Here is a 22,142-nt window from a genome sequence, read left to right on the forward strand (position 1 = left end):
TTTTTTAGTATCAATCATTTATAAAAACTTAAGAACATTCTGCTCATTTTTGTGCTTAATGCTATCATAAAGCATATCTTGATAAATGAAATGATGGAGTGACATCATGAGTGAAAATGTAGGTTTTGCAGGTCAAATCTCACCTGAACAAGTATCTCAAGTACATGAAAAAGGTTTTAAATCGATCATTAATAACCGTCCAGATATGGAAGGTGGTCCTGATCAACCGACCAGCGCACAAATTGAAGAAGCAGCACGCAATGCAGGCTTAGATTACGTCTATCAACCTGTGGTTGCCGGTCAAATTACGGAACTTGATGTACGTGCATTTGCAAATCACTACAATGAATTGCCAAAACCTTTGTTAATGTTCTGTCGTACAGGCAATCGCTCAAATAATTTGTACCAACTTGCCAAACAAATGGATTTATTAGATGACTAAGTCATTCTGGAAAAGTGCTGTATTTCTCAGCATTTTTGCCGTGTCCTCTATGAGTATGGCAACCAGTCATTTAAGTCGTGCACTGACCGAAAACGTGAGTGTCACGGGGCAAATGAGTATTGATAAATTTCAAAAGTTGATCAATGAAGGCTTTAAAGCCGTGATTGTGAATCGCCCTGATCAAGAACCTGGTAACTTGGTGACAGTGAGCCAATTACGTAGTATTGCGGAACGATCTCACGTCAGTGTGATTTATCAACCTGTGACAAGTGGGCAAATTACGCAAGCGAATATTACAGAATTTGCTAAATATTATAATGAGTTACCCAAACCTATTTTAATGGTGTGTCGCAGTGGTACTCGTTCAGCAGATTTGTTCAACCAGGCGCAAGCACAAGGACTTATTCATGAATAAACTCTTACTCATCTTATGTTGTACTCTCGTATTTACCGGCTGTAGTTCAATGAACGTCAGACCGACCGTCGGTGTCAGCGTTGGTAGTAGCATCTAAGAAATAAACGGCTCATGGGCCGTTTATTTATTGCAAAACTCTTCTAGCCGATCAATGGTAAGTATGCTAAGACTGTTTAATATGCTTATCACGATCTTGCGTTATGTACGACCTTATTATCATTGGTGCAGGTACTGCTGGTATTTCAGCGTATAAAGAAGCACTTAAATACACTCATAATCTTTTAATTATCAATGACGGACCTTGGGACACCACTTGTGCTCGAGTAGGCTGTATGCCGAGTAAAGTTCTCATTTCATCGGCAAATCGTGCTTATGACATACAACATTTAGATGGCTTAGGTTTAAGCGCTCAAGTTGAGCTTGATACATCTCAAGTGATGCAACATTTACAGCAATTACGACATCGATTTATTCGCGCTACTCTAAAAGATGTCGATTCTTGGAAAGCTGAACATAAAATTTCAGGTCGCGCGGAATTTATAAATGCGAATACGATTCAAGTGAATGGCTCAACCTATCAAGCAAAACACTTTATTCTCGCTGTCGGTTCTACGCCAAATGTGGATGCCGATCTTAAAGAAAAATTAGGTGGTAGACTTATTACAACTGACCAAATATTTGAGTTAGAACAATTACCCGCTTCACTCGCTGTGATTGGTAGTGGTGTCATTGCGATAGAAATTGCGCAAGCCATGCATCGTCTAGGGGTGAAAACTGATATTTTCGCGCGAAGTCGCAAAGTCGGTTCATTGGCTAGTCCAAAGCTACAAGAACTTGCTCAAAATGAATTAGCGAAGGAACTCAATCTGCATTTTGAAACCCTACCTGAAGCTTACAGAACAATAGAAAATAGCGTGGAAATTATTTATCAAAAAGATGATCAACAACACGTTTTAAATGTCGATTATGTCTTGTCAGCTACGGGTCGGAAAACCCGTTTAAATACGCTTAAACTCGAAAATATAACTGCTCAATTTAAAGATCTAAAAGACTTACCAGTTCATCCTCAAACCAAGCAACTTTCTGATTATCCTATTTATATTGTAGGAGATGCACATACCGATACCCCTATTCAACACGAAGCAGCGCATGAAGGGAAAATGATTGCCAAACATATTTTAATCGATGGCAAAGCATCTCATGTAAAAACACTCGCGCCTTTAGGAATCGTATTTTGCTCACCACAAATGGCATCAATTGGTCAGAATTTTAAAACGTTAACTGATCAAAAAGTTGATTTCGTAACAGGATTTATTGATTACTCAAAGCAAGGGCGTGCCATTGTAAATAGCAAAAACCAAGGTGCTGCTGAAATTTATGTTGATAAATCGTCAAGAAAAATTTTAGGTGCGGAGCTTTTCTGTTATGAAGCAGAGCATTTAGCACATTTACTTGCTTGGATGATTACAGAGTCACTTAGCGTTGATGACTTACTTGATAAGCCCTTCTATCACCCTACGATTGAAGAAGGTTTAAGAACTGCTTTAAAGCATACAAGACGGCAACTGAATACAAATGAGTGAAATCTATCAGGGAGTATAGTAATAACTCATATTCCCTGTCGATAATGCTGTAATAAAAGCATATTCCACATAATATTGAGTGATATTTAAAAGATATAGTGCTGCACCCACAATAATAAATACAACTATGCCCGACATAACAGGTGCTGCTTTATGTTCAGCATGATTATATTTTCGTGTTTGCACCACAACATTCTGAAGCTTTCTGCGATTTATATAAAATTGTTTAAAGATAGGTAGATGTAAAATTAAAAAATGCATCAGAACAATCCCAAGTATCCAACATAAGAGCACCATCCAATAATTTAAGAGCAAGCTTTTAGGATACATGACAATCACAATAAAAATTGCTGAAATCAAAATGTTTAATAGCAAATAGTGAGGATAAAACTTCCTATGCATTTTTTGTAATCATTTTATATCTCTTATCATAAGTTTAACTTTTTTCCGCGCATAGAAAAACCCCCTCAATCTTTTGATTGAGGGGGTTTTGAATTAATGAGCTGGCGATGACTTACTCTCACATGGGTAATCCCACACTACCATCAGCGCTAAGAGGTTTCACTTCTGAGTTCGGGAAGGGATCAGGTGGTTCACTCTTGCTATTGTCGCCAGCACAACTGTTTATGATTACTCGCTATGGTCTTAGTTGCTTTCGCATGCCTAGCTTTGGTCAAAAGAGTTATTAACAGAGATATTTGAGTATCGATGTGTTGTTTAATTTTACTTAGCTTTCAAACTAAATCAAGTTGTTTTGTAGTGATTTCGACTACAACACCAACTGTTTGGGTGTTGTATAGTCAAGCCTCACGAGCAATTAGTATTGGTCAGCTTCATACATCACTGCACTTCCACATCCAACCTATCAACGTCGTAGTCTTCAACGGCTCTTTAGAGGACATAAAGTCCTTGGGAAATCTTATCTTGAGGTAGGCTTCCCGCTTAGATGCTTTCAGCGGTTATCCCTTCCGAACATAGCTACCCGGCGATGCGACTGGCGTCACAACCGGTACACCAGAGGTTCGTCCACTCTGGTCCTCTCGTACTAGGAGCAGATCCTCTCAAATTTCCAACGCCCACGGTAGATAGGGACCGAACTGTCTCACGACGTTCTAAACCCAGCTCGCGTACCTCTTTAAATGGCGAACAGCCATACCCTTGGGACCTGCTTCAGCCCCAGGATGAGATGAGCCGACATCGAGGTGCCAAACACCGCCGTCGATATGAACTCTTGGGCGGTATCAGCCTGTTATCCCCAGAGTACCTTTTATCCGTTGAGCGATGGCCCTTCCATACAGAACCACCGGATCACTAAGACCTACTTTCGTACCTGCTCGACTTGTGGGTCTCGCAGTTAAGCGCGCTTTTGCCTTTATACTCTACGCGTGATTTCCGACCACGCTGAGCGCACCTTCGTACTCCTCCGTTACTCTTTAGGAGGAGACCGCCCCAGTCAAACTACCCACCAGACATGGTCCTCGCTCCAGATTATGGAGCAGAGTTAGAACCTCAATATTACCAGGGTGGTATTTCAAGATTGGCTCCATCGCAACTAGCGTCACGACTTCAAAGCCTCCCACCTATCCTACACAAGTAAGATCAAAGTTCAATGTCAAGCTGCAGTAAAGGTTCACGGGGTCTTTCCGTCTAGCCGCGGGTACACCGCATCTTCACGGCGAATTCGATTTCACTGAGTCTCTGCTGGAGACAGCGCCCCCATCATTATGCCATTCGTGCAGGTCGGAACTTACCCGACAAGGAATTTCGCTACCTTAGGACCGTTATAGTTACGGCCGCCGTTTACTGGGGCTTCGATCAATAGCTTCGCTTGCGCTAACCACATCAATTAACCTTCCAGCACCGGGCAGGCATCACACCCTATACGTCCACTTTCGTGTTTGCAGAGTGCTATGTTTTTAATAAACAGTTGCAGGGGCCTGGTTTCTGTGGCTGTCAACCGCTCAGGAAGTAAATTCCGTCACCGTCGACAGCGTACCTTCTCCCGAAGTTACGGTACCATTTTGCCTAGTTCCTTCAGCAGAGTTCTCTCAAGCGCTTTGGTCTACTCGACCTGACCACCTGTGTCGGTTTCGGGTACGATTCCTGTGTAACTGAAGCTTAGAGACTTTTCCTGGAAGTATGGTATCAGCCACTTCGCTGTACAAGTACAGCTTGCTATCAACTCTCAGCATAGAGCACCCCGGATTTGCCTAAGATGCATGCCTACTGTCTTTCACCTGGACAACCAACGCCAGGCTGACTTAACCTTCTCCGTCCTCTCATCGCATTACACAGAAGTATTGGAATATTAACCAATTTCCCATCGACTACGCCTCTCGGCCTCGCCTTAGGGGTCGACTCACCCAGCCCCGATTAACGTTGGACTGGAACCCTTGGTCTTTCAGCGAACGAGTTTTTCACTCGTTTTGTCGTTACTCACGTCAGCATTCGCACTTCTGATACCTCCAGCAGACTTCTCAATCCACCTTCATCGGCTTACAGAACGCTCCCCTACCACTTGCAATAAATTGCAAATCCGCAGCTTCGGCATATAGTTTTAGCCCCGTTACATCTTCCGCGCAGGCCGACTCGACTAGTGAGCTATTACGCTTTCTTTAAAGGGTGGCTGCTTCTAAGCCAACCTCCTAGCTGTCTATGCCTTCCCACATCGTTTCCCACTTAACTATAATTTTGGGGCCTTAGCTGGCGGTCTGGATTGTTTTCCTCTTGACTACGGACGTTAGCACCCGCAGTCTGTCTCCCGGATAGTACTCATTGGTATTCGGAGTTTGCATCGGTTTGGTAAGTCGGGATGACCCCCTAGCCGAAACAGTGCTCTACCCCCAATGGTATTCGTCCGAGGCGCTACCTAAATAGCTTTCGGGGAGAACCAGCTATCACCGAGTTTGATTAGCCTTTCACCCCTATCCACAAGTCATCCCCTGGCTTTTCAACGACAGTGGGTTCGGTCCTCCAGTTAGTGTTACCCAACCTTCAACCTGCTCATGGATAGATCACCCGGTTTCGGGTCTACACCCAGCAACTAAACGCCCTATTAAGACTCGATTTCTCTACGGCTCCCCTATTCGGTTAACCTTGCTACTGAATGTAAGTCGCTGACCCATTATACAAAAGGTACGCAGTCACCGGACACAATGCCGGCTCCCACTGCTTGTATGCATGCGGTTTCAGGATCTATTTCACTCCCCTCACAGGGGTTCTTTTCGCCTTTCCCTCACGGTACTGGTTCACTATCGGTCAGTCAGGAGTATTTAGCCTTGGAGGATGGTCCCCCCATATTCAGACAAGGTTTCACGTGCCTCGCCCTACTCGTCATCATTACATAAGCCCTTTCGTGTACGGGAATATCACCCTCTACGTTCGCACTTCCCAGAGCGTTCCACTAAAGCTTATGTAACTTAATGGGCTGATCCCCGTTCGCTCGCCGCTACTAAGGGAATCTCAATTGATTTCTTTTCCTAAGGGTACTGAGATGTTTCACTTCCCCTCGTTCGCCTTGCATGACTATGTATTCATCATGCAATACCTACCTTATGGTAAGTGGGTTTCCCCATTCAGACATCTCCGGATCACAGGATATTTGCCGCCTCCCCGGAGCTTTTCGCAGGCTATTACGTCTTTCATCGCCTCTGACTGCCAAGGCATCCACCACATGCACTTAATTACTTGACTATACAACCCCAAACAGTCGACGGTACCTACAAGGAGCACCTTCAACATACAGTTCGAAGTACTGTGAATTTAATCACTGTACAGCTTCAATCAAAATCATATACCAAAACGCTTGATTCAGTTAATCGCTAGTTTCTCATTCCTCGTAATTGCTTACTTGAAATGAGCCTTAAACAATTTATTTCAACTCAAATATATTCTGTTAATGATTATCTACGTCCTCATCGGATCGTAGCAACTGTGATAAATCACAGAGATTACCAAGTGCGCGTATCATAACGCTTATACTTGTTAATCTCTAGGATCTAAACACTTGATAGCTCAAGGACTAATCAACCTCAGCACCGTATGATCACATACTGCGCGAAGCGTAGCTTCTTGCCTAAATTTCAAGGAAAAGCATGCTTTTCTTGTCTTGAAATTTGGTGGAGACTAACGGAGTCGAACCGTTGACCTCCTGCGTGCAAAGCAGGCGCTCTACCAACTAAGCTAAGTCCCCAGCTTATCATTTAGATCAATGTATTCTGATTCTCTGTCTTACTCTGCAATTGCTTGCTTCGTCAGTAGTGGTGGGTCTGACAAGACTTGAACTTGTGACCCCACGCTTATCAAGCGTGTGCTCTAACCAACTGAGCTACAGACCCTCAGGTACATCGTATGAAGAACAACTTGTTGTGGATTCTTACCAATCGTCAATCTTTCGTTAAGGAGGTGATCCAGCCGCAGGTTCCCCTACGGCTACCTTGTTACGACTTCACCCCAGTCGTCGGCCACACCGTGGTAACCGCCCTCAATTAAGTTAGGCTAGCTACTTCTGGTGCAACAAACTCCCATGGTGTGACGGGCGGTGTGTACAAGGCCCGGGAACGTATTCACCGCGGCATTCTGATCCGCGATTACTAGCGATTCCGACTTCATGGAGTCGAGTTGCAGACTCCAATCCGGACTACGATCGGCTTTTTGAGATTAGCATCCTATCGCTAGGTAGCAACCCTTTGTACCGACCATTGTAGCACGTGTGTAGCCCTGGTCGTAAGGGCCATGATGACTTGACGTCGTCCCCGCCTTCCTCCAGTTTGTCACTGGCAGTATCCTTAAAGTTCCCGGCTTAACCCGCTGGCAAATAAGGAAAAGGGTTGCGCTCGTTGCGGGACTTAACCCAACATCTCACGACACGAGCTGACGACAGCCATGCAGCACCTGTATGTAAGCTCCCGAAGGCACCAATCCATCTCTGGAAAGTTCTTACTATGTCAAGACCAGGTAAGGTTCTTCGCGTTGCATCGAATTAAACCACATGCTCCACCGCTTGTGCGGGCCCCCGTCAATTCATTTGAGTTTTAGTCTTGCGACCGTACTCCCCAGGCGGTCTACTTATCGCGTTAGCTGCGCCACTAAAGTCTCAAAGACCCCAACGGCTAGTAGACATCGTTTACGGCATGGACTACCAGGGTATCTAATCCTGTTTGCTCCCCATGCTTTCGTGCCTCAGTGTCAGTATTAGGCCAGATGGCTGCCTTCGCCATCGGTATTCCTCCAGATCTCTACGCATTTCACCGCTACACCTGGAATTCTACCATCCTCTCCCATACTCTAGCCAACCAGTATCGAATGCAATTCCTAAGTTAAGCTCAGGGATTTCACATTTGACTTAATTGGCCACCTACGCACGCTTTACGCCCAGTAAATCCGATTAACGCTCGCACCCTCTGTATTACCGCGGCTGCTGGCACAGAGTTAGCCGGTGCTTATTCTGCGAGTAACGTCCACGCACCTAGAGTATTAGTCTAGGGCGCCTCCTCCTCGCTTAAAGTGCTTTACAACCAAAAGGCCTTCTTCACACACGCGGCATGGCTGGATCAGGGTTCCCCCCATTGTCCAATATTCCCCACTGCTGCCTCCCGTAGGAGTCTGGGCCGTGTCTCAGTCCCAGTGTGGCGGATCATCCTCTCAGACCCGCTACAGATCGTCGCCTTGGTAGGCCTTTACCCCACCAACTAGCTAATCTGACTTAGGCTCATCCATTAACGCAAGGTCCGAAGATCCCCTGCTTTCCCCCGTAGGGCGTATGCGGTATTAGCAGTCGTTTCCAACTGTTGTCCCCCATTAATGGGCAGATTCCTAAGTATTACTCACCCGTCCGCCGCTGAATCCAGTAGCAAGCTACTTTCATCCGCTCGACTTGCATGTGTTAAGCCTGCCGCCAGCGTTCAATCTGAGCCATGATCAAACTCTTCAGTTTAAAATCAGTAGTAGCTTAAAGGCTACCAATCTTGGCTCATCAATTTTCTGACAAATATTTCTTAAATAAACTTCGAGTAATTTCTACCATCAATCAATGAAAATAATTTCGATCAATCAATCAGTAAAAATCCACACAAGTTGTTCTTCATAATCTCTTAATGATCTTCTTGTTGGTTCGTCACCAGCAAGCTAGGTCGGCTATATTACACTAGATTTATCTAGTGTCAATCAGTAATTCAAATTATTTTAAACTTTCTTTCTAAAATCAATTCTTAACATCTTGTGCTAAGCCATTGTTTTATCAGAAGTTTTAATCTTCATCACTGCCGATGGATGTGCATTCTACAGCATTTCACACCCAACACAACCCCTATTTTCAATCTTTTCTATCGCCCGCTTATTTATTGAACCAAAAAGCACTTTTTTCTCTTCTTTTGGTTGTTATTGAAGCAATATTGGCAAAATTATTTATTAAATTTTCATGTTTATCGTTTTCTTGGAACTTTAAAGCACGGCAATCGATGTATTCACAATAGCCGCCCTCGCCTTTTTCAGTTTCATTATTGATTGTGATGTCATAACAAAAGCTGCCGACATAGCCTGCTGCCACACCAAATTTAAAATCACCACGACTTTGTGCTTGTATTTGAATATGCATCCCATCTTGATCATTTTGATACGACCATGCAAATTCGCGAGGCAAATACATCTTTTGACCATTTGGCGTAACGACTTGCGGATAGACACGATGAACTTTGAAATAAACCCGATCTTCAAACATCTGGGAGGTCTGCTGATTTAAATCTCTTAAATAAATACGAGATTGAATAATCGCATTATAAGAATCTCGAATCTGTGCCAATAAAATTTGTCGATTACGACTTAGATTAATCACTTGATAGGTGAAGAAAGCCAAAGGCAAATAAGGAAAGTTAAAACTTCGCGCATATTCAAAACTCGCTAAACTCTCAATCATATAACGTTGATCTTGATATTGAATCCAGCCTTGACACTCACAAAGCAGTGACCAATGTTCAGCAAGTGAAAATCGCATATGGGTAAAATGTGAAATAAGCGTGCTGGTTTGAATCTTCAAATCAAAACTCAGTTCTGAATCCTTACGCGTAAGTTGAAACTCAGGAAACGAGCCTTGTAACTTTTCGCGGTCTAGAAATTCAAAACGATCATTTTGAAATTGGCATTCTTTTTCAATCGAATAATGGTTGAAATGCCCATGCATATGCGGACTGCTGCTACATATGACTGTTGCAGTATCTAAAGCGGTGGTTTGAATCGCACTAGAATTGCACAGCATCGGTGCATTGGGCTGACCAATGATGCTTAAAAAATTCAGATAATGAAGTGGTGCAGGTAAATTTGGAATCATCAAGGCTTGATGAATAATTTTATATTTTTTATTTGGTGCTTGATAAGCCAAAGCTTGTGGCGCGTAAGGAGTCTGATTGAGCTGCTTGGATCGATCTAAAAAAAATTGAAGAACGCGCATGTCAGACTCCTTAGCTCATATAGTGCTACTCTTTTCTTGCCATCAGTGTGGTGACAAAACCAGATAATGCATAAATCACAGAAATCACGAGAATTCCCACAGGAATGTTATAAGTCATTGCGGCAAAGATAAATACTGCAATGGGTAACACAAAGAACGGCACGCGTTTACGTTCTACCGTTTTAAACGAATAGTATTTGATGTTCGAGATCATGAGCAAACCAGCGACAATAATCGCAATCGCAAGTAAGATCTGTACAGTTAAATCATGAATATCAAAAATTTCAGTAAAGTCTAAACCGACCCAAACCAATGAAATAATCATGAGTGCTGCAAGCGGACTCGCCACCCCAATGAAATAACGTTTATCGACCACACCAATTTGAACATTAAAGCGCGCTAAACGGAAAGCTGCACAAGCGGTAAAAACAAAACATGCAGCCAAACCAATACGACCCAGATCATGTAATGCCCAGCTATACATTAAGATGGCAGGTGCAACACCAAATGCCAACATATCTGAAAGCGAGTCAAACTGTTCGCCAAATGGGCTTTGTGCACCAATCGCACGTGCGACACGACCATCAAGACCATCAAACAATGCAGCAAGGAAAATCGCATAAATTGCTTGTTGATAATGACCATCCATGCTGGCAATAATCGAATAGAAACCTGACAACAACGCGGCCGTTGTAATCAGGTTCGGCCATAGATAGATGCCACGACGTTTGACCTTTTGCCCTTCTTGCGTGTGCTCTTCTTCTTCCACCTCAAAAGTGATGCCATCGAATGGTACACCGGTTGAAGATTCACGTTCAGGCTTTTGCGTATTTGTCATTTTCGTCGATCCATTCTATCTATGAACTAATTTTTCTTAATTTTATTCGCCAACCAACCAGCGAACTGCCGCATGACCACCATTTTCTGTCATACGTAAATGTGGGAATAACCACTGAAGTGCTTCATCCGCATCTTGTGAGAATTTCCAAGGTGGATTAATCACAAGTAAACCGCAACCATTTAAGCCAACAGGTGTGTCATCTGGCCACACACAAACTTCACAGACCAATTGACGACGAATACCAGTTTTAAACATTTTTTTCTCAAAACGTTCAATCATGGCGCGGTCTTTAATTGGATACCAAACTGCAAAACAACCTGTCGGCCATTTTTTATAAGCAGCAACCAAAAGATTCACTAATTGTGGGAAATCTTTACGTTCAATTTCATATGGCGGGTCAATCATCACCAAACCACGTTTTTCTTTCGGTGGAATGACTGCTAATAAACCTTCATACGCATCACGTTCATGTAAGCCCGCACGCTTGTCAAAGATGTTATGACGAAGCTGTTGGAACACGTCACGTTGCATTTCAAAAATGGTCGCTTTGTCGATTTCACGCATACCTTCAAGCGCAAACCATGGAGAACCTGGGTAAGCACCCTTACCGAAGTTTTCACGCATGCCTTCAACGACTTTTAAGTATTGTTGAATACCTTCAGGCGCAGTACGTTTAATTGAATCATCAAGTTTAACAAGACGATGAATACCGTTTAAGAACTCACCTGACTTTTGTGCCTCAGATGTTGAAAGATCGTATTTGCCTGCACCACCATGGGTATCTACATAGCGATAGGGTTTATCTTTCGCATTTAATCGAGTCAATAGTTGCAGTAATAATACGTGCTTCATGACATCGGCAAAGTTGCCAGCATGGAAATGGTGACGGTAATTCATGTTTCATTAATTCCTCATATCAACCACCATTTTAACATGAAAAATAGTTTCGTTCAGTTTCGTTTCTTACACTAGAATAGCAGCGCTATAGGTTTTTGATTTTTAGGTTAATGTTATGGATGCAATTCAGCTCCCAAAGTCGTGGTCTGTTGATCGAATTTTGGATGATTTAGATCAACATGGTTTTAGTATCGTCGATGATGCCTATGAGACTGAATATATTGTAGATCTAATTGCAGAATGCACCCATAACTTAGCACGATTTCGTGATGCAGCCATTCAAAATGGCATTGTGAGCAACATCCGTAGCGATCATATTTTATGGCTTAACCCCGATTTAAAAGTGTCAAATCAACATGTACAAATGCTCGAAATATTAGGTCAAGCGTTGAATCGGGCATTTTATTTAGGCATTAAAGACGTCGAAGCACATTTTGCTTGCTATAACGCAGGTGAATTCTATGCACTACATAAAGATAATCCGCAAGGTAAAAACGGTCGCATGATTTCAAGCGTGTATTACTTACACGATGAATGGCAAGCAGATTGGGGCGGTGAACTGCGTCTACAAGATAAAAACGGCGCTTGGCATGTTCTTGCCCCTAAGCCGAATCGGATGGCACTGTTCCAAAGTGATTTATTGCATGAAGTCTTGTTGGCTAAACATCAACGTCTGTCTATTACCGCATGGCTACGCAGTGATTCAGGCATCATTTAACTTTAAATTGAAAAAATCAGCCTCATATAGCTGATATAAAGAAATGAGGATGCCGTTCATGACATTAGATACCAAGCAAGTCATTGTGCGTATCGGTGAAACCGACCAATTATTTTTAAATGGCAATACACCTGAACTTGCACTTGAACGTGCTGACTTACGTTTACAGTTAGTGACTTTAAGCCAAGTACGTCAGGAACAAATTCACTTCTTGCAAGAAGCGATTGTTTTACTTGAGCAAGCGCGGATTGAATTTGAAGAAATGCCGCTGAGTTTGTATATCAATTTGTCTTTAGATTTGGCAAAGGCTTATATGATGTTCTTTGAAATTACCAAAGAAGCGCGTTATGCCATTATTACCCGCCAAATTTTAAAACCGATGACACGTTTTGGTCATGGCGATATTTTGTTTGCTTTGGCGTATGCCTATAGCGCTAACAATGAACCTGCTTTGACTCGGCATTGGCTCACTAAATATAGCCAAAGCAATGAATTTGATTTGGAACTTTTACAGCAGCATCATGCGTTTGAGCAATATCATGCGCTTGACTGGTTTCAAGCGATTATCAAAAGTAAAATGCATTAAATTTACACCATAAAAAATGCCTCCAATTGGAGGCATTTTTTTAGCTAAAGATATTTTTTTAGATTAAGCCAAACGGCGTTTAGAAGCATCTAAGTGCAATTGTTGATTGAGTTCATCAACCCAGATTGCCCAATCATCATCTTGTACCAGATGACTAATGAGCAATGAGCGCTGTGATTTATTCCAAAATGGCGCATCATGCAAATAAAGATCAGCGGGAAGCTGATGCGTACGCACATACAATTCAATTGCGGCTGGACTATTGGCAAGACCTAATTGAGAGAAAAGCAACTCTAAGGATGGATGGTGTTGAGTGAGCATCTCGCCCTCCTTATCAATTATATTGTGTTTATTTATTCATCAAACTTATGATATTTTCATAAAAAAACCTAGCTGTTTAGCTAGGTTTCTTGTATCAATTTGTTGTGCTATTGATCGGCAACATTTTCCACACCATCATTCTGATGCAATAGTGCATTTAAGGTATCAACAGGAATTGCCCATTCATCATCTTTTTTCCAATGCCCGATAATGAAATCATGCTGATTTTTAGACCAAAAACTGGCTTTATGTAAAGGGGTGTTCTGATCGAGCTGATGTTCTTCAATAAATCGATCAATTGACGCTTGATCTGAATCTAAGCCGAGTTGTTGAAATAATAATTCTAAGGTGGGTTGTTCATCAAACATGATCGACTCCTATTGTTTTATAGTGGCTTTCATTAAAAGCCTAACGCAAGCTTATGTTTTTATCTGCTAGTCACTTGCGCGGATCATGTTATTTTTTGTATAGCCCCGCTCACATTTTATATGAGCATAAAAAAGCACCCCAAATGGAGTGCTTTTTTTAACTTAATCTAAAAGACTAAATTATTTAACCATGTCAGCAATCGCTGCACGTTCGCCTTCTAACTCTTCAAGCGTAACGTTGATACGTTCACGGCTGAATTCGTCGATCTCAAGACCTTGAACGATTTTGTATTCGCCATTTTCAGTTGTTACAGGGAAACCGAACATTACGCCTTCAGGAATACCATAAGAACCGTCAGAAGGAATACCCATAGTTACCCATTCGCCGTTTGTGCCAAGAGCCCAATCGCGCATATGGTCGATTGCAGCATTTGCAGCAGATGCAGCTGAAGACAAACCACGTGCTTCGATGATCGCAGCACCACGTTTACCAACAGTTGGAAGGAATGTATTTGCATTCCATTCTTGGTCGTTGATCATGTCTTTAACGCTTTCGCCGTTAATTGTTGCAAAACGGTAGTCAGCATACATTGTTGGAGAGTGGTTACCCCAAACTGTAAGGTTTTTAATGTCTTTAACTGCTTTACCAGTTTTAGCCGCAATTTGAGATGCAGCACGGTTGTGGTCAAGACGTAACATTGCAGTGAAGTTTTTCGCTGGAAGATCAGGTGCTGATTTCATTGCGATGTAAGCATTTGTATTTGCAGGGTTACCTACAACAAGTACTTTAACGTCACGGCTAGCAACTTCGTTAAGCGCTTTACCTTGACCGATGAAGATTTCACCGTTTACTTTAAGTAATTCAGCACGTTCCATACCAGGACCACGTGGACGTGAACCAACTAAAAGTGCGTAGTCAGCATCTTTAAATGCAACTTTAGGATCATCAGTACCGATCATATCCGCTAAAAGTGGGAATGCGCAGTCTTGAAGTTCCATCATTACGCCTTTAAGCGCTTGTTGAGCTTTCTCAAAAGGAACTTCTAATAATTGAAGAATAACGGGTTGGTCTTTACCCAACATTTCACCGCTAGCGATACGGAATAATAGGCTGTAACCAATTTGACCAGCAGCGCCAGTAACGGCAACGCGAACAGGTTGCTTCATGTAATTATCTCCAATTGAGGATAGTCAATGCGATTAAATAATCAGTGTTTAATCTAATGTTCTTAAACGCCAAAGATTGTACTCCAATCCTGTCCGTCATGCATATAAATCAGGATGTAATTCAACAAAAGTCTCATAGGAAATACTTATTAAATTGTAAAAACAAGTTAATAAGTCCCTTTAATCAAAACATTTTTAGCGCAAGTGTTGACGACATGTGTTGGACAGGCTTTGTATTTACCATTGGCGTGATAACAGACTTTAATGGACGTTAATAAATTGCCTTTTGAGGTTTTTTGACAATTAAATATGACGCCATTGGCGGGCATACTTTGATTTATTTTTACAAATTTAGCACGTAAAGCATCCAAGGGCATGACGACATTTTCTTGCCCAGTCAGCTCTTCAGGGACTTTTAGACGATCTGCATAATTAATAATATTTCGGAAGTACTGACTGGCATTCATCGGCACGCACCCACCAATATTCCGCCACAACAATGCACGACTATTTTCATCAGGCATGACCCGTGCAACAACCTTGGCTTGTAAAGGTTGAAGTTTAGCAGAGCTCTGTGTCGTGCAATCCCCTGATACCGTTTCAGGAAACAAGCCAGATATATTTAAGGAGAAGCCTTCTAGACACTTACGTCTTTTGGCTAACTCTGGCGACAAACTACAGACCGCAGGCACAAGCTGCACATCCATAATATAGTGAGGAGATGCAGCGGTGACACTCGGGCTCACCACTGTAAATAATACAGCAGCGCAAGCTAAACCTACACGACGATTACGCATTAACACCACGAGTAAATCACTATTCTCCATTTTTCAAATTTTTTTATTGTGCATTCCGTAACGGAATTTGTTGCATACGCTTGCCAATCGACTGCGCCCCCTGCCCCAGTAAGATACCGTAATATGTGGCATTCGTCATGACATGTTTCACATAATCACGCGTTTCGAGCAATGGGATTGTTTCAGTATATTGATCGGCTGCAATCGCTTGATATTCAGGTTGCCAACGGCGCGCACGGTTTGGACCCGCGTTATAGCCAGCTGTCGCCAATACTGGGCTATTGCTCAATTGATTCTGAATCGTCGATAAATAATAAGTCCCATAACGAATATTGGTATTCATATCGGTTAAAGCAGCAGGGTTATAACTTTCACCCATTTTCCTTGCCACCAATTTGGCAGTATCTGGCATGATTTGCATCAACCCGCCCGCACCAACATGCGAACGTGCGCCTGTATTGAAGCGACTTTCTTGGCGCATGAGACCATATGCCCAAGCCGGATCAATACCCGCATTTTGGCTATGACTCACCACATAGTTTTGATGTGGCATTGGATAACGATAGTTGTAATTATGTTTGTTGGTGGTGCGATCGGCTGCATAAATCGCACGATCATGCCATCCCATATCTAATGCACGCTTTGCTGCTGCCAAAATTAAATCATCGTCATGTTTTAAATAGGCTTGGCGCACCGCCCAATTCCATTCACGATTAATGTATGCCGCTGGTGCATCAATCTCACGTAAAGCAAAAGCACGGCGGAAATGAATATCTTGATTCAGACGTTGCATCGCTTGTGCTGAAGGTTGTGCTTGAGAGTTTGAGCCTGAAGTTAACTGCCCTAAACGATCACGTGCAAGTAAATTGTGATAATCCCCACCACTCGCCAAGCGTTTATAAATTTCTTCAGCGGCTTTTTTCGATGAACGATCACCGCGCTGTTCAGAAGCACGCGCTAACCAATACTGCCAACGGTCTTCTTGTTGCTGATTCACATTCATGACATTAATGGCGCGAATTAAACTTTCCCAAGCACTAAAACGGATGGCTTGACGTGCATAAATTTCCGCTTCTTCAGGGCTAAATGCCAAACCATAACTGGCATCTAAATAATTCAATACTTCACGATTGAAATTATTTTTCATGACTGTCGTGCCACCGACGTAGCCGACGGCTCTAAACAATGCTTTTTGAACATTGTCAGGAGTGCCAGCTGCCGTTTGTTTCACGATAGAAAAGGCAGAATTTAAATCGCTATCTGCAAGGCGCCCCATGGCATAAACTAAGTATGCATGATCAACGGTAGTTGCCTTGGGTGCCGTCCATAAATACTGCAATGGATTCGACTGAATAGCATTGAGCTGAGCGAGACTTAAGCTTTGACCAATCGTTTGAGCGGTCGCAATGGCTTGACCCGATTGACCTGCACGAAGCTGCGCCCATAAACGCTGTTGACGATCTTCCGCGGTTAAAAGCGGACTCGATAACATCATACGACCTAAGCCAGTACATGATTCAGGTTGTGAATCTGTCGTGAGCCAAACCTCTTTAAATTCGGCATAAACCAATGGATCACCTGATTTGGCACGCACCTGTGCCATCGCACAAGTTTCAGCGCGATCGGCATTACTTACATATTGGAGAACTGGCTGTGCAGTCAAAAAGTCTGCTTGTTTTACTTTTTCTTCAACATAATCGGCAGCGAGTTTTTCTGCCATCGCTGAGTTTGGATAGCGCTGCGCAAAATTAATAATCAAACTTGCAGGTTGATTGGCTAAGTTCTGATTAAGAATCCAATATTCAGGGTAATAGCCTAGTGCGTCATTTTGCATGGCAACTTTATATTGTTGTAGTAATTCAGTATTGCCTGAATTGGCTGCGCGCATCGCATCATTAAACTGTTGTTCAAGCGCATATGCAGTCGTGGAGCCGAGATAAGCTACGCTTAGAGCAATGAGTTGAGCATAATTCTGTTTTTTAAAAATCTGTTTTAACATCCACGTGCCTTCTATCGTCTCTCGTGCTTCTAGACCGTCATGCGGGCTTGATCTAGAGTAGTTTAGTTTCTCTGAACAGGCGCTATTGTTCTGTATATGTAACCTTATGATTAAGCAATATTAATTTTCAAACATATTTTGTCCATAAATCAATATTTTTAAGCACTTAATTATCTCTACAAGTTTAAGCGACTTTCCTGTTAAAATATGCGACTTTCCCAGATTTCATTTTGTGATTTGAATTTTTATTACTCGATTGTTAGTTTTTTCGAGTAATTTCATCACTTTGACTACGCAATACCCCTTAGGAGCGTACATGACGGTTCAAACCTTCATTCCGAATGTTGCCCAAGCTGCCTCAGAAAACACTGTCACCCAGCCAGCGCACACCCCAGCCAACGATGCTTCAGTTAAAAAACTGTACATTGAAACGCAAGGGTGTCAGATGAATGAGTATGACAGTCGCCGTATGGCAGATCTTTTGGGTGATTCACATGGCTATGTGCTAACCAAAGACCCTAAAGATGCAGATATTCTGCTCATGAATACCTGTTCCATTCGTGAAAAAGCACAAGAGAAAGTCTTTTCAGAATTGGGTCGCTGGCGCAAACTGAAAGAAAAAAATCCCGATGTCATTATTGGTGTCGGTGGATGTGTAGCATCGCAAGAAGGCGACAATATTCAAAAACGCGCGCAATATGTCGACATGATTTTTGGTCCACAAACCTTGCACCGTTTGCCACAAATGCTCGATCAGCATTTTGAACAAATTGAAAAGCCGAAAAAAGAAAAAATCAAACTGATTGATATTTCATTCCCAGATATTGAGAAATTCGACTTCTTGCCTGAACCTCGTGTTGAAGGCTATAAAGCCTTTGTTTCGATCATGGAAGGCTGTTCAAAGTATTGTTCATTTTGTGTTGTCCCTTATACACGCGGTGAAGAAGTCTCTCGTCCGCTTGATGATGTGCTTGCAGAAATTGCGGGTCTCGCTGAAAAAGGCGTACGTGAAATTTCATTGCTTGGTCAAAACGTGAATGGTTATCGCGGTGAAACCTTCGATGGCAAAATCTGTACCTTTGCAGATTTGTTGCGTTTAGTCGCAGAAATTCCGGGTATTGGTCGTTTACGTTATACCACTTCACACCCACTTGAATTTAACGATGATTTAATTCAATGCTACCGTGATTTACCGCAAATGGTTTCGCATTTACATTTGCCCGTACAAAGCGGTTCAAACGATGTATTAAAAGCCATGAAACGTAATCATACGATTGATGTCTACATCGAGAAAATTGCCAAATTGCGTAAAGTCCGTCCTGATATGCATTTATCAAGCGACTTCATCATTGGTTTCCCCGGTGAAACGGATGAAAACTTCCAAGAAACTTATCAGTTTATTCAAGACCTAGATTTCGATCATTCATATAGCTTTATCTATTCAAAACGTCCGGGTACACCTGCCGCAGAACTTGAAGACACCATTCCTGAAGATGTGAAAAAGCATCGTTTGAGCTTGGTACAACAATGGGTACGTCAATCCAGCATTGATAAGACCGATGCCATGCTTGGTACGATTCAACGCGTCCTTATTGAAAAAGTGTCTGATAAAGATCCAAATTTATTGGTCGGTACTGCCGATAACACACGTTATGTGACGTTTATTGGCGATGCTGCTTGGGTTGGACGTTTTGCCGAGATCGAAATTACCGAAATTAAAACTTTAAATTTAGTTTACGGTGAGCTCTTGAATCTGGAACCAGACGTGGCGTAATGTAGGACAAGTAGCGAACACTTCTATAAGGAACTCTCTTGACTGCAGCGATTCGACGTACCGTAGCTTTTCCCGGAATTTCAATGGAGCGTTTACAAAGCATGCTCGGTGCTTATAACGGTCACTTGAAACAAATTGAACAACGTTTAAATGTCACAATTTCCCAACGTGGTGATGATTTTACCATTGATGGGGAAATCGATGCAGTGGAGAGAGCCGAGTTACTCTTGCAGCGCTTACACGAAGAGTCTGAACACAGCGCCCAGATTAATGCTGAAACCTTGCATCTGATGATTCAAGGTAGTCAAACTGATCGTGAGCTGCAAGAAGATCTCTCCGACAACGAGCACACGGGTTTAGAAGATGTCTATCTGCAAACTCGTAAAGGTCGAATTAAACCACGCGGTGCCAATCAAAAACGTTATGTACAACGAATTTTGCAAAGCGACATTTCATTTGGTATTGGTCCTGCCGGTACTGGTAAGACTTATTTAGCGGTTGCTGCTGCGGTCGACATGCTGGAACGCAACGAAATTCAGCGAATTTTGTTGGTGCGTCCTGCAGTTGAAGCCGGTGAAAAACTGGGCTTTTTACCTGGTGATTTAAGCCAAAAAATCGACCCCTATTTACGCCCGTTATATGACGCCTTATATGAAATGATTGGCTTTGAAAAAGTAGCGAAATTGATTGAACGTCAAGTGATTGAAGTCGCTCCCCTTGCCTATATGCGTGGTCGAACGCTGAATCATTCCTTTGTCATTTTAGATGAAGCGCAAAATACCACGCCTGAACAAATGAAAATGTTCCTGACCCGTTTAGGTTTTGGTTCGCGTGCCGTCATTACTGGTGATGTGACGCAGGTCGATTTACCGCGTGGGCAACAATCGGGTCTTGCGCATGCATTACGCGTCATTGAAAAGATCAAAGAAATTCATATTACCCGCTTCCATTCTCGTGATGTGGTGCGTCATCAATTGGTACAAAAAATTGTTGAAGCCTACGAAGGATGGGACAGTACCCAACAACGCTTAAGTAACGAGGCACGTGCCGAACGCCAAGCACTTCAAGCGGCACTCATTGCCGAAAATGATGCTGCTGCCGATGCACAGTCTTAAAGATTAAACTAAGGATTTATTTTGAAACTGAATCTTTCTCTACAACAGGACTTTCAAGCCCCTGAATTGGTCTTGAAACGTGCGCATATCAAAAAAGTTGTAGAAACTGCTTTACGCCATATTGACACTCAAAGCGATTGCGAAATTGGTATTGCTTGTGTGGACAATGATGAAAGTCACAAGTTGAATTTAGAATATCGCGGTAAAGACAAACCGACCAATGTGTTGTCTTTTCCGAGCGACTTGCCCGATGAAATGGCAGATATTCTCGATTCATTCCCTATTGGTGATTTAGTCATTTGCATTCCTGTGGTCCTTCGTGAAGCACTTGAGCAACATAAAGCGCCACTCACACATTTCACTCATATGCTGGTACATGGCACATTGCATTTAATGGGTTATGACCATGAAACCTCAGATGCTGATGCTGAAGAAATGGAAGCACTCGAAATTGAGATTTTGAAAAAATTAGGTTTTGATAATCCTTATTTGGAACAAGACTAGATGTTTAAGGTTTAAAAGCGAGCTTCGGCTCGCTTTTTTATGTCTACACATTCCCTCTCCTACTAGGAGAGGGTTAGGGAGAGGTAAATGTTTAACTAACGCACCTCAAACTCTGCATCAGCCGGATCAAAACGCCATGTTCGAATAATACGAAGCTCTGAAATATCTGACATTTTCGCATCAAATGCACCAAACGGTGCGGACTTACGTACCGATGCTTTCGCAGCTTCATCCAAAATGCCATGCCCTGATGAATCAATCAAACGAATCGCGCGGATGCCGCCATTCTGATTCAAAATCACCATAAGACGAACTTCACCCGCGAGCTTCTGTGCACGTGCTGCATCGGGGTAAAAACGGTTGCCGTAAAATTCCACTTTTTGACGGAATTTTTCTAAATAAGCAGCAGATACATCTTGCTTGGCTTGAATTCCATCAACGGTTTTAATTTTTTGCTGACGGCTAAAATTTTTCTGACGTTGTAAATACTGAGCTTCCAAACTTGCCACCATTGCCGCTTTGGCTTGAAACTGACTATTGAGCTGTTCTTGAATTTTTTTACGCTTGGCATCTTCGGCTTGTTTTTGCCAACTGAGCGTCGTCATCAGTATTTTTTCTTCAAAGCTGAGCTGTTGCTTTTGTTCGAGCATATCTAAGCTTTCTTGTTGCGACTCACCTGCTTTTTGCTCAAGCATAGGCGCTGGCATATCGCTCGACATACGATGCGCTTCTCGAAATTCGCCTGACCCTTGCTGATTCGTTTGCGCTAAAAAATCAGCATGCTCAGGTTCTTTGTCTGCCTGTCGAAGCGTCACTGCAATTTCTTTGCTCATGGCATCTTGCTCTTGCGGCATGCCAAATTGTAATGCCAACAGCATGATGTGCAACGCAACTGCAATAATCACTGCCCCAGTAAAAATGGGATCTTTCCACCAAGACTTCATCAAAGGCATGAACGTCATATGCGATGACTCAGCACATTAAAAGGAATATTTGACCGCATAACTTCGACGCCCCTAAGACAAATATTGATACATTTTTCATTTATTTATAAGAATGAGATGTGTATCAAAAAATACACGATGCATAACTAAAACTATAAAAATGGTGCTATTTATTTTGCTAAACTGCAAGCCTGAATACTTGTATTTTTCAGATAATTAGACAAGAT

Annotated in this window: 17 protein-coding genes, 2 tRNA genes and 3 rRNA genes; 8 read left to right on the plus strand and 14 right to left on the minus strand. The window is 42.5% G+C overall.

The window, feature by feature from the left end; genetic code table 11:
* Positions 1-106 precede the first annotated feature (106 nt).
* From GFH30_RS10945 to GFH30_RS10955, 3 genes are all read left to right on the plus strand, one after another.
* A complete protein-coding gene (locus tag GFH30_RS10945) occupies positions 107-442 on the plus strand; it encodes a TIGR01244 family sulfur transferase (RefSeq protein WP_153372577.1) in 336 nt (111 codons plus the stop codon).
* A complete protein-coding gene (locus tag GFH30_RS10950; RefSeq protein WP_153372579.1) occupies positions 435-857 on the plus strand; it encodes a beta-lactamase hydrolase domain-containing protein in 423 nt (140 codons plus the stop codon). Before GFH30_RS10945 ends, GFH30_RS10950 begins: the two co-directional genes overlap by 8 nt.
* Before the next feature lie 200 nt (positions 858-1,057).
* Entirely contained in the window at positions 1,058-2,440 is a 1,383-nt protein-coding gene (locus GFH30_RS10955) for a dihydrolipoyl dehydrogenase (RefSeq protein WP_153372581.1), read from the plus strand.
* 501 nt (positions 2,441-2,941) lie between these two features.
* Here the strand turns inward: GFH30_RS10955 and rrf are convergent.
* The 8 genes from rrf to GFH30_RS10995 form a co-directional block, all read right to left on the minus strand.
* A 5S ribosomal RNA gene (gene rrf / locus GFH30_RS10960) occupies positions 2,942-3,056 on the minus strand.
* A 180-nt stretch (positions 3,057-3,236) separates the two neighbouring features.
* Positions 3,237-6,133 (minus strand): 23S ribosomal RNA (locus GFH30_RS10965).
* A gap of 423 nt (positions 6,134-6,556) precedes the next feature.
* Positions 6,557-6,632: transfer RNA gene (locus GFH30_RS10970), tRNA-Ala, on the minus strand.
* Positions 6,633-6,700: 68 nt separating this feature from the next.
* A tRNA-Ile gene (locus GFH30_RS10975) sits at positions 6,701-6,777 on the minus strand.
* A 60-nt stretch (positions 6,778-6,837) separates the two neighbouring features.
* Positions 6,838-8,375 (minus strand): 16S ribosomal RNA (locus tag GFH30_RS10980).
* Together the 16S, 23S and 5S rRNA genes with 2 tRNA genes alongside form the textbook arrangement of a ribosomal RNA operon.
* A 399-nt stretch (positions 8,376-8,774) precedes the next feature.
* On the minus strand, positions 8,775-9,884 hold the full coding sequence (locus GFH30_RS10985; protein ID WP_153372583.1) for a DUF6670 family protein: 1,110 nt from the start codon (positions 9,882-9,884) through the stop codon (positions 8,775-8,777).
* A gap of 25 nt (positions 9,885-9,909) precedes the next feature.
* Positions 9,910-10,722 (minus strand): CDP-diacylglycerol--serine O-phosphatidyltransferase, encoded by an 813-nt coding sequence (gene pssA / locus GFH30_RS10990; RefSeq protein WP_153372584.1) that lies wholly within the window; start codon positions 10,720-10,722, stop codon positions 9,910-9,912.
* A gap of 42 nt (positions 10,723-10,764) precedes the next feature.
* Complete coding sequence (locus GFH30_RS10995) at positions 10,765-11,622, minus strand: 23S rRNA (adenine(2030)-N(6))-methyltransferase RlmJ (RefSeq protein ID WP_153372586.1); 858 nt, start codon at positions 11,620-11,622, stop codon at positions 10,765-10,767.
* 115 nt (positions 11,623-11,737) lie between these two features.
* Here GFH30_RS10995 and GFH30_RS11000 point away from each other — a divergent pair, with 115 nt between their 5' ends.
* Both GFH30_RS11000 and GFH30_RS11005 read left to right on the plus strand, forming a co-directional pair.
* Positions 11,738-12,340: a 2OG-Fe(II) oxygenase gene (locus tag GFH30_RS11000; RefSeq protein WP_153372588.1), complete on the plus strand. Its 603-nt coding sequence runs from the start codon at positions 11,738-11,740 to the stop codon at positions 12,338-12,340.
* A 58-nt stretch (positions 12,341-12,398) separates the two neighbouring features.
* Positions 12,399-12,926: a hypothetical protein gene (locus GFH30_RS11005; protein ID WP_153372590.1), complete on the plus strand. Its 528-nt coding sequence runs from the start codon at positions 12,399-12,401 to the stop codon at positions 12,924-12,926.
* 63 nt (positions 12,927-12,989) lie between these two features.
* On the opposite strand, the gene GFH30_RS11010 is transcribed toward GFH30_RS11005, so the two are convergent.
* The 5 genes from GFH30_RS11010 to GFH30_RS11030 all read right to left on the minus strand — a co-directional run bounded on the left by GFH30_RS11010 (position 12,990) and on the right by GFH30_RS11030 (position 17,578).
* Positions 12,990-13,247, minus strand: a complete 258-nt coding sequence (locus tag GFH30_RS11010) for a DUF2789 family protein (protein ID WP_153372592.1) — start codon at positions 13,245-13,247, stop codon at positions 12,990-12,992.
* A 107-nt stretch (positions 13,248-13,354) separates the two neighbouring features.
* Complete coding sequence (locus tag GFH30_RS11015) at positions 13,355-13,615, minus strand: DUF2789 family protein (protein WP_153372594.1); 261 nt, start codon at positions 13,613-13,615, stop codon at positions 13,355-13,357.
* 180 nt (positions 13,616-13,795) lie between these two features.
* On the minus strand, positions 13,796-14,782 hold the full coding sequence (locus tag GFH30_RS11020; protein ID WP_153372596.1) for a malate dehydrogenase: 987 nt from the start codon (positions 14,780-14,782) through the stop codon (positions 13,796-13,798).
* 167 nt (positions 14,783-14,949) lie between these two features.
* Positions 14,950-15,609 (minus strand): ribonuclease T2 family protein, encoded by a 660-nt coding sequence (locus GFH30_RS11025; protein WP_406565732.1) that lies wholly within the window; start codon positions 15,607-15,609, stop codon positions 14,950-14,952.
* A 13-nt stretch (positions 15,610-15,622) separates the two neighbouring features.
* The gene (locus GFH30_RS11030; protein WP_153372598.1) at positions 15,623-17,578 is read right to left on the minus strand and encodes a lytic transglycosylase domain-containing protein; all 1,956 of its coding nucleotides are present in this window, start codon (positions 17,576-17,578) and stop codon (positions 15,623-15,625) included.
* A 316-nt stretch (positions 17,579-17,894) separates the two neighbouring features.
* On the opposite strand from GFH30_RS11030, the gene miaB reads away from it, so the two are divergent.
* The 3 genes from miaB to ybeY are packed head-to-tail and all read left to right on the plus strand — an operon-like array spanning position 17,895 to position 20,971.
* Positions 17,895-19,352, plus strand: a complete 1,458-nt coding sequence (gene miaB, locus GFH30_RS11035; RefSeq protein ID WP_153372600.1) for a tRNA (N6-isopentenyl adenosine(37)-C2)-methylthiotransferase MiaB — start codon at positions 17,895-17,897, stop codon at positions 19,350-19,352.
* 38 nt (positions 19,353-19,390) lie between these two features.
* Positions 19,391-20,467 carry a PhoH family protein gene (locus tag GFH30_RS11040; protein ID WP_153372602.1) on the plus strand — a complete coding sequence of 359 codons (1,077 nt, stop codon included), beginning with the start codon at positions 19,391-19,393 and terminating at the stop codon, positions 20,465-20,467.
* A 21-nt stretch (positions 20,468-20,488) separates the two neighbouring features.
* The gene (ybeY, locus tag GFH30_RS11045) at positions 20,489-20,971 is read left to right on the plus strand and encodes an rRNA maturation RNase YbeY (RefSeq protein WP_153372604.1); all 483 of its coding nucleotides are present in this window, start codon (positions 20,489-20,491) and stop codon (positions 20,969-20,971) included.
* A 95-nt stretch (positions 20,972-21,066) separates the two neighbouring features.
* Here the strand turns inward: ybeY and GFH30_RS11050 are convergent, their stop codons facing one another.
* Positions 21,067-21,924 carry an energy transducer TonB gene (locus tag GFH30_RS11050; RefSeq protein WP_171501032.1) on the minus strand — a complete coding sequence of 286 codons (858 nt, stop codon included), beginning with the start codon at positions 21,922-21,924 and terminating at the stop codon, positions 21,067-21,069.
* Between the last annotated feature and the right edge of the window lie 218 nt (positions 21,925-22,142).

Source organism: Acinetobacter wanghuae, assembly GCF_009557235.1.
In the GTDB taxonomy this organism is placed as follows: Bacteria; Pseudomonadota; Gammaproteobacteria; order Pseudomonadales; family Moraxellaceae; genus Acinetobacter; species Acinetobacter wanghuae.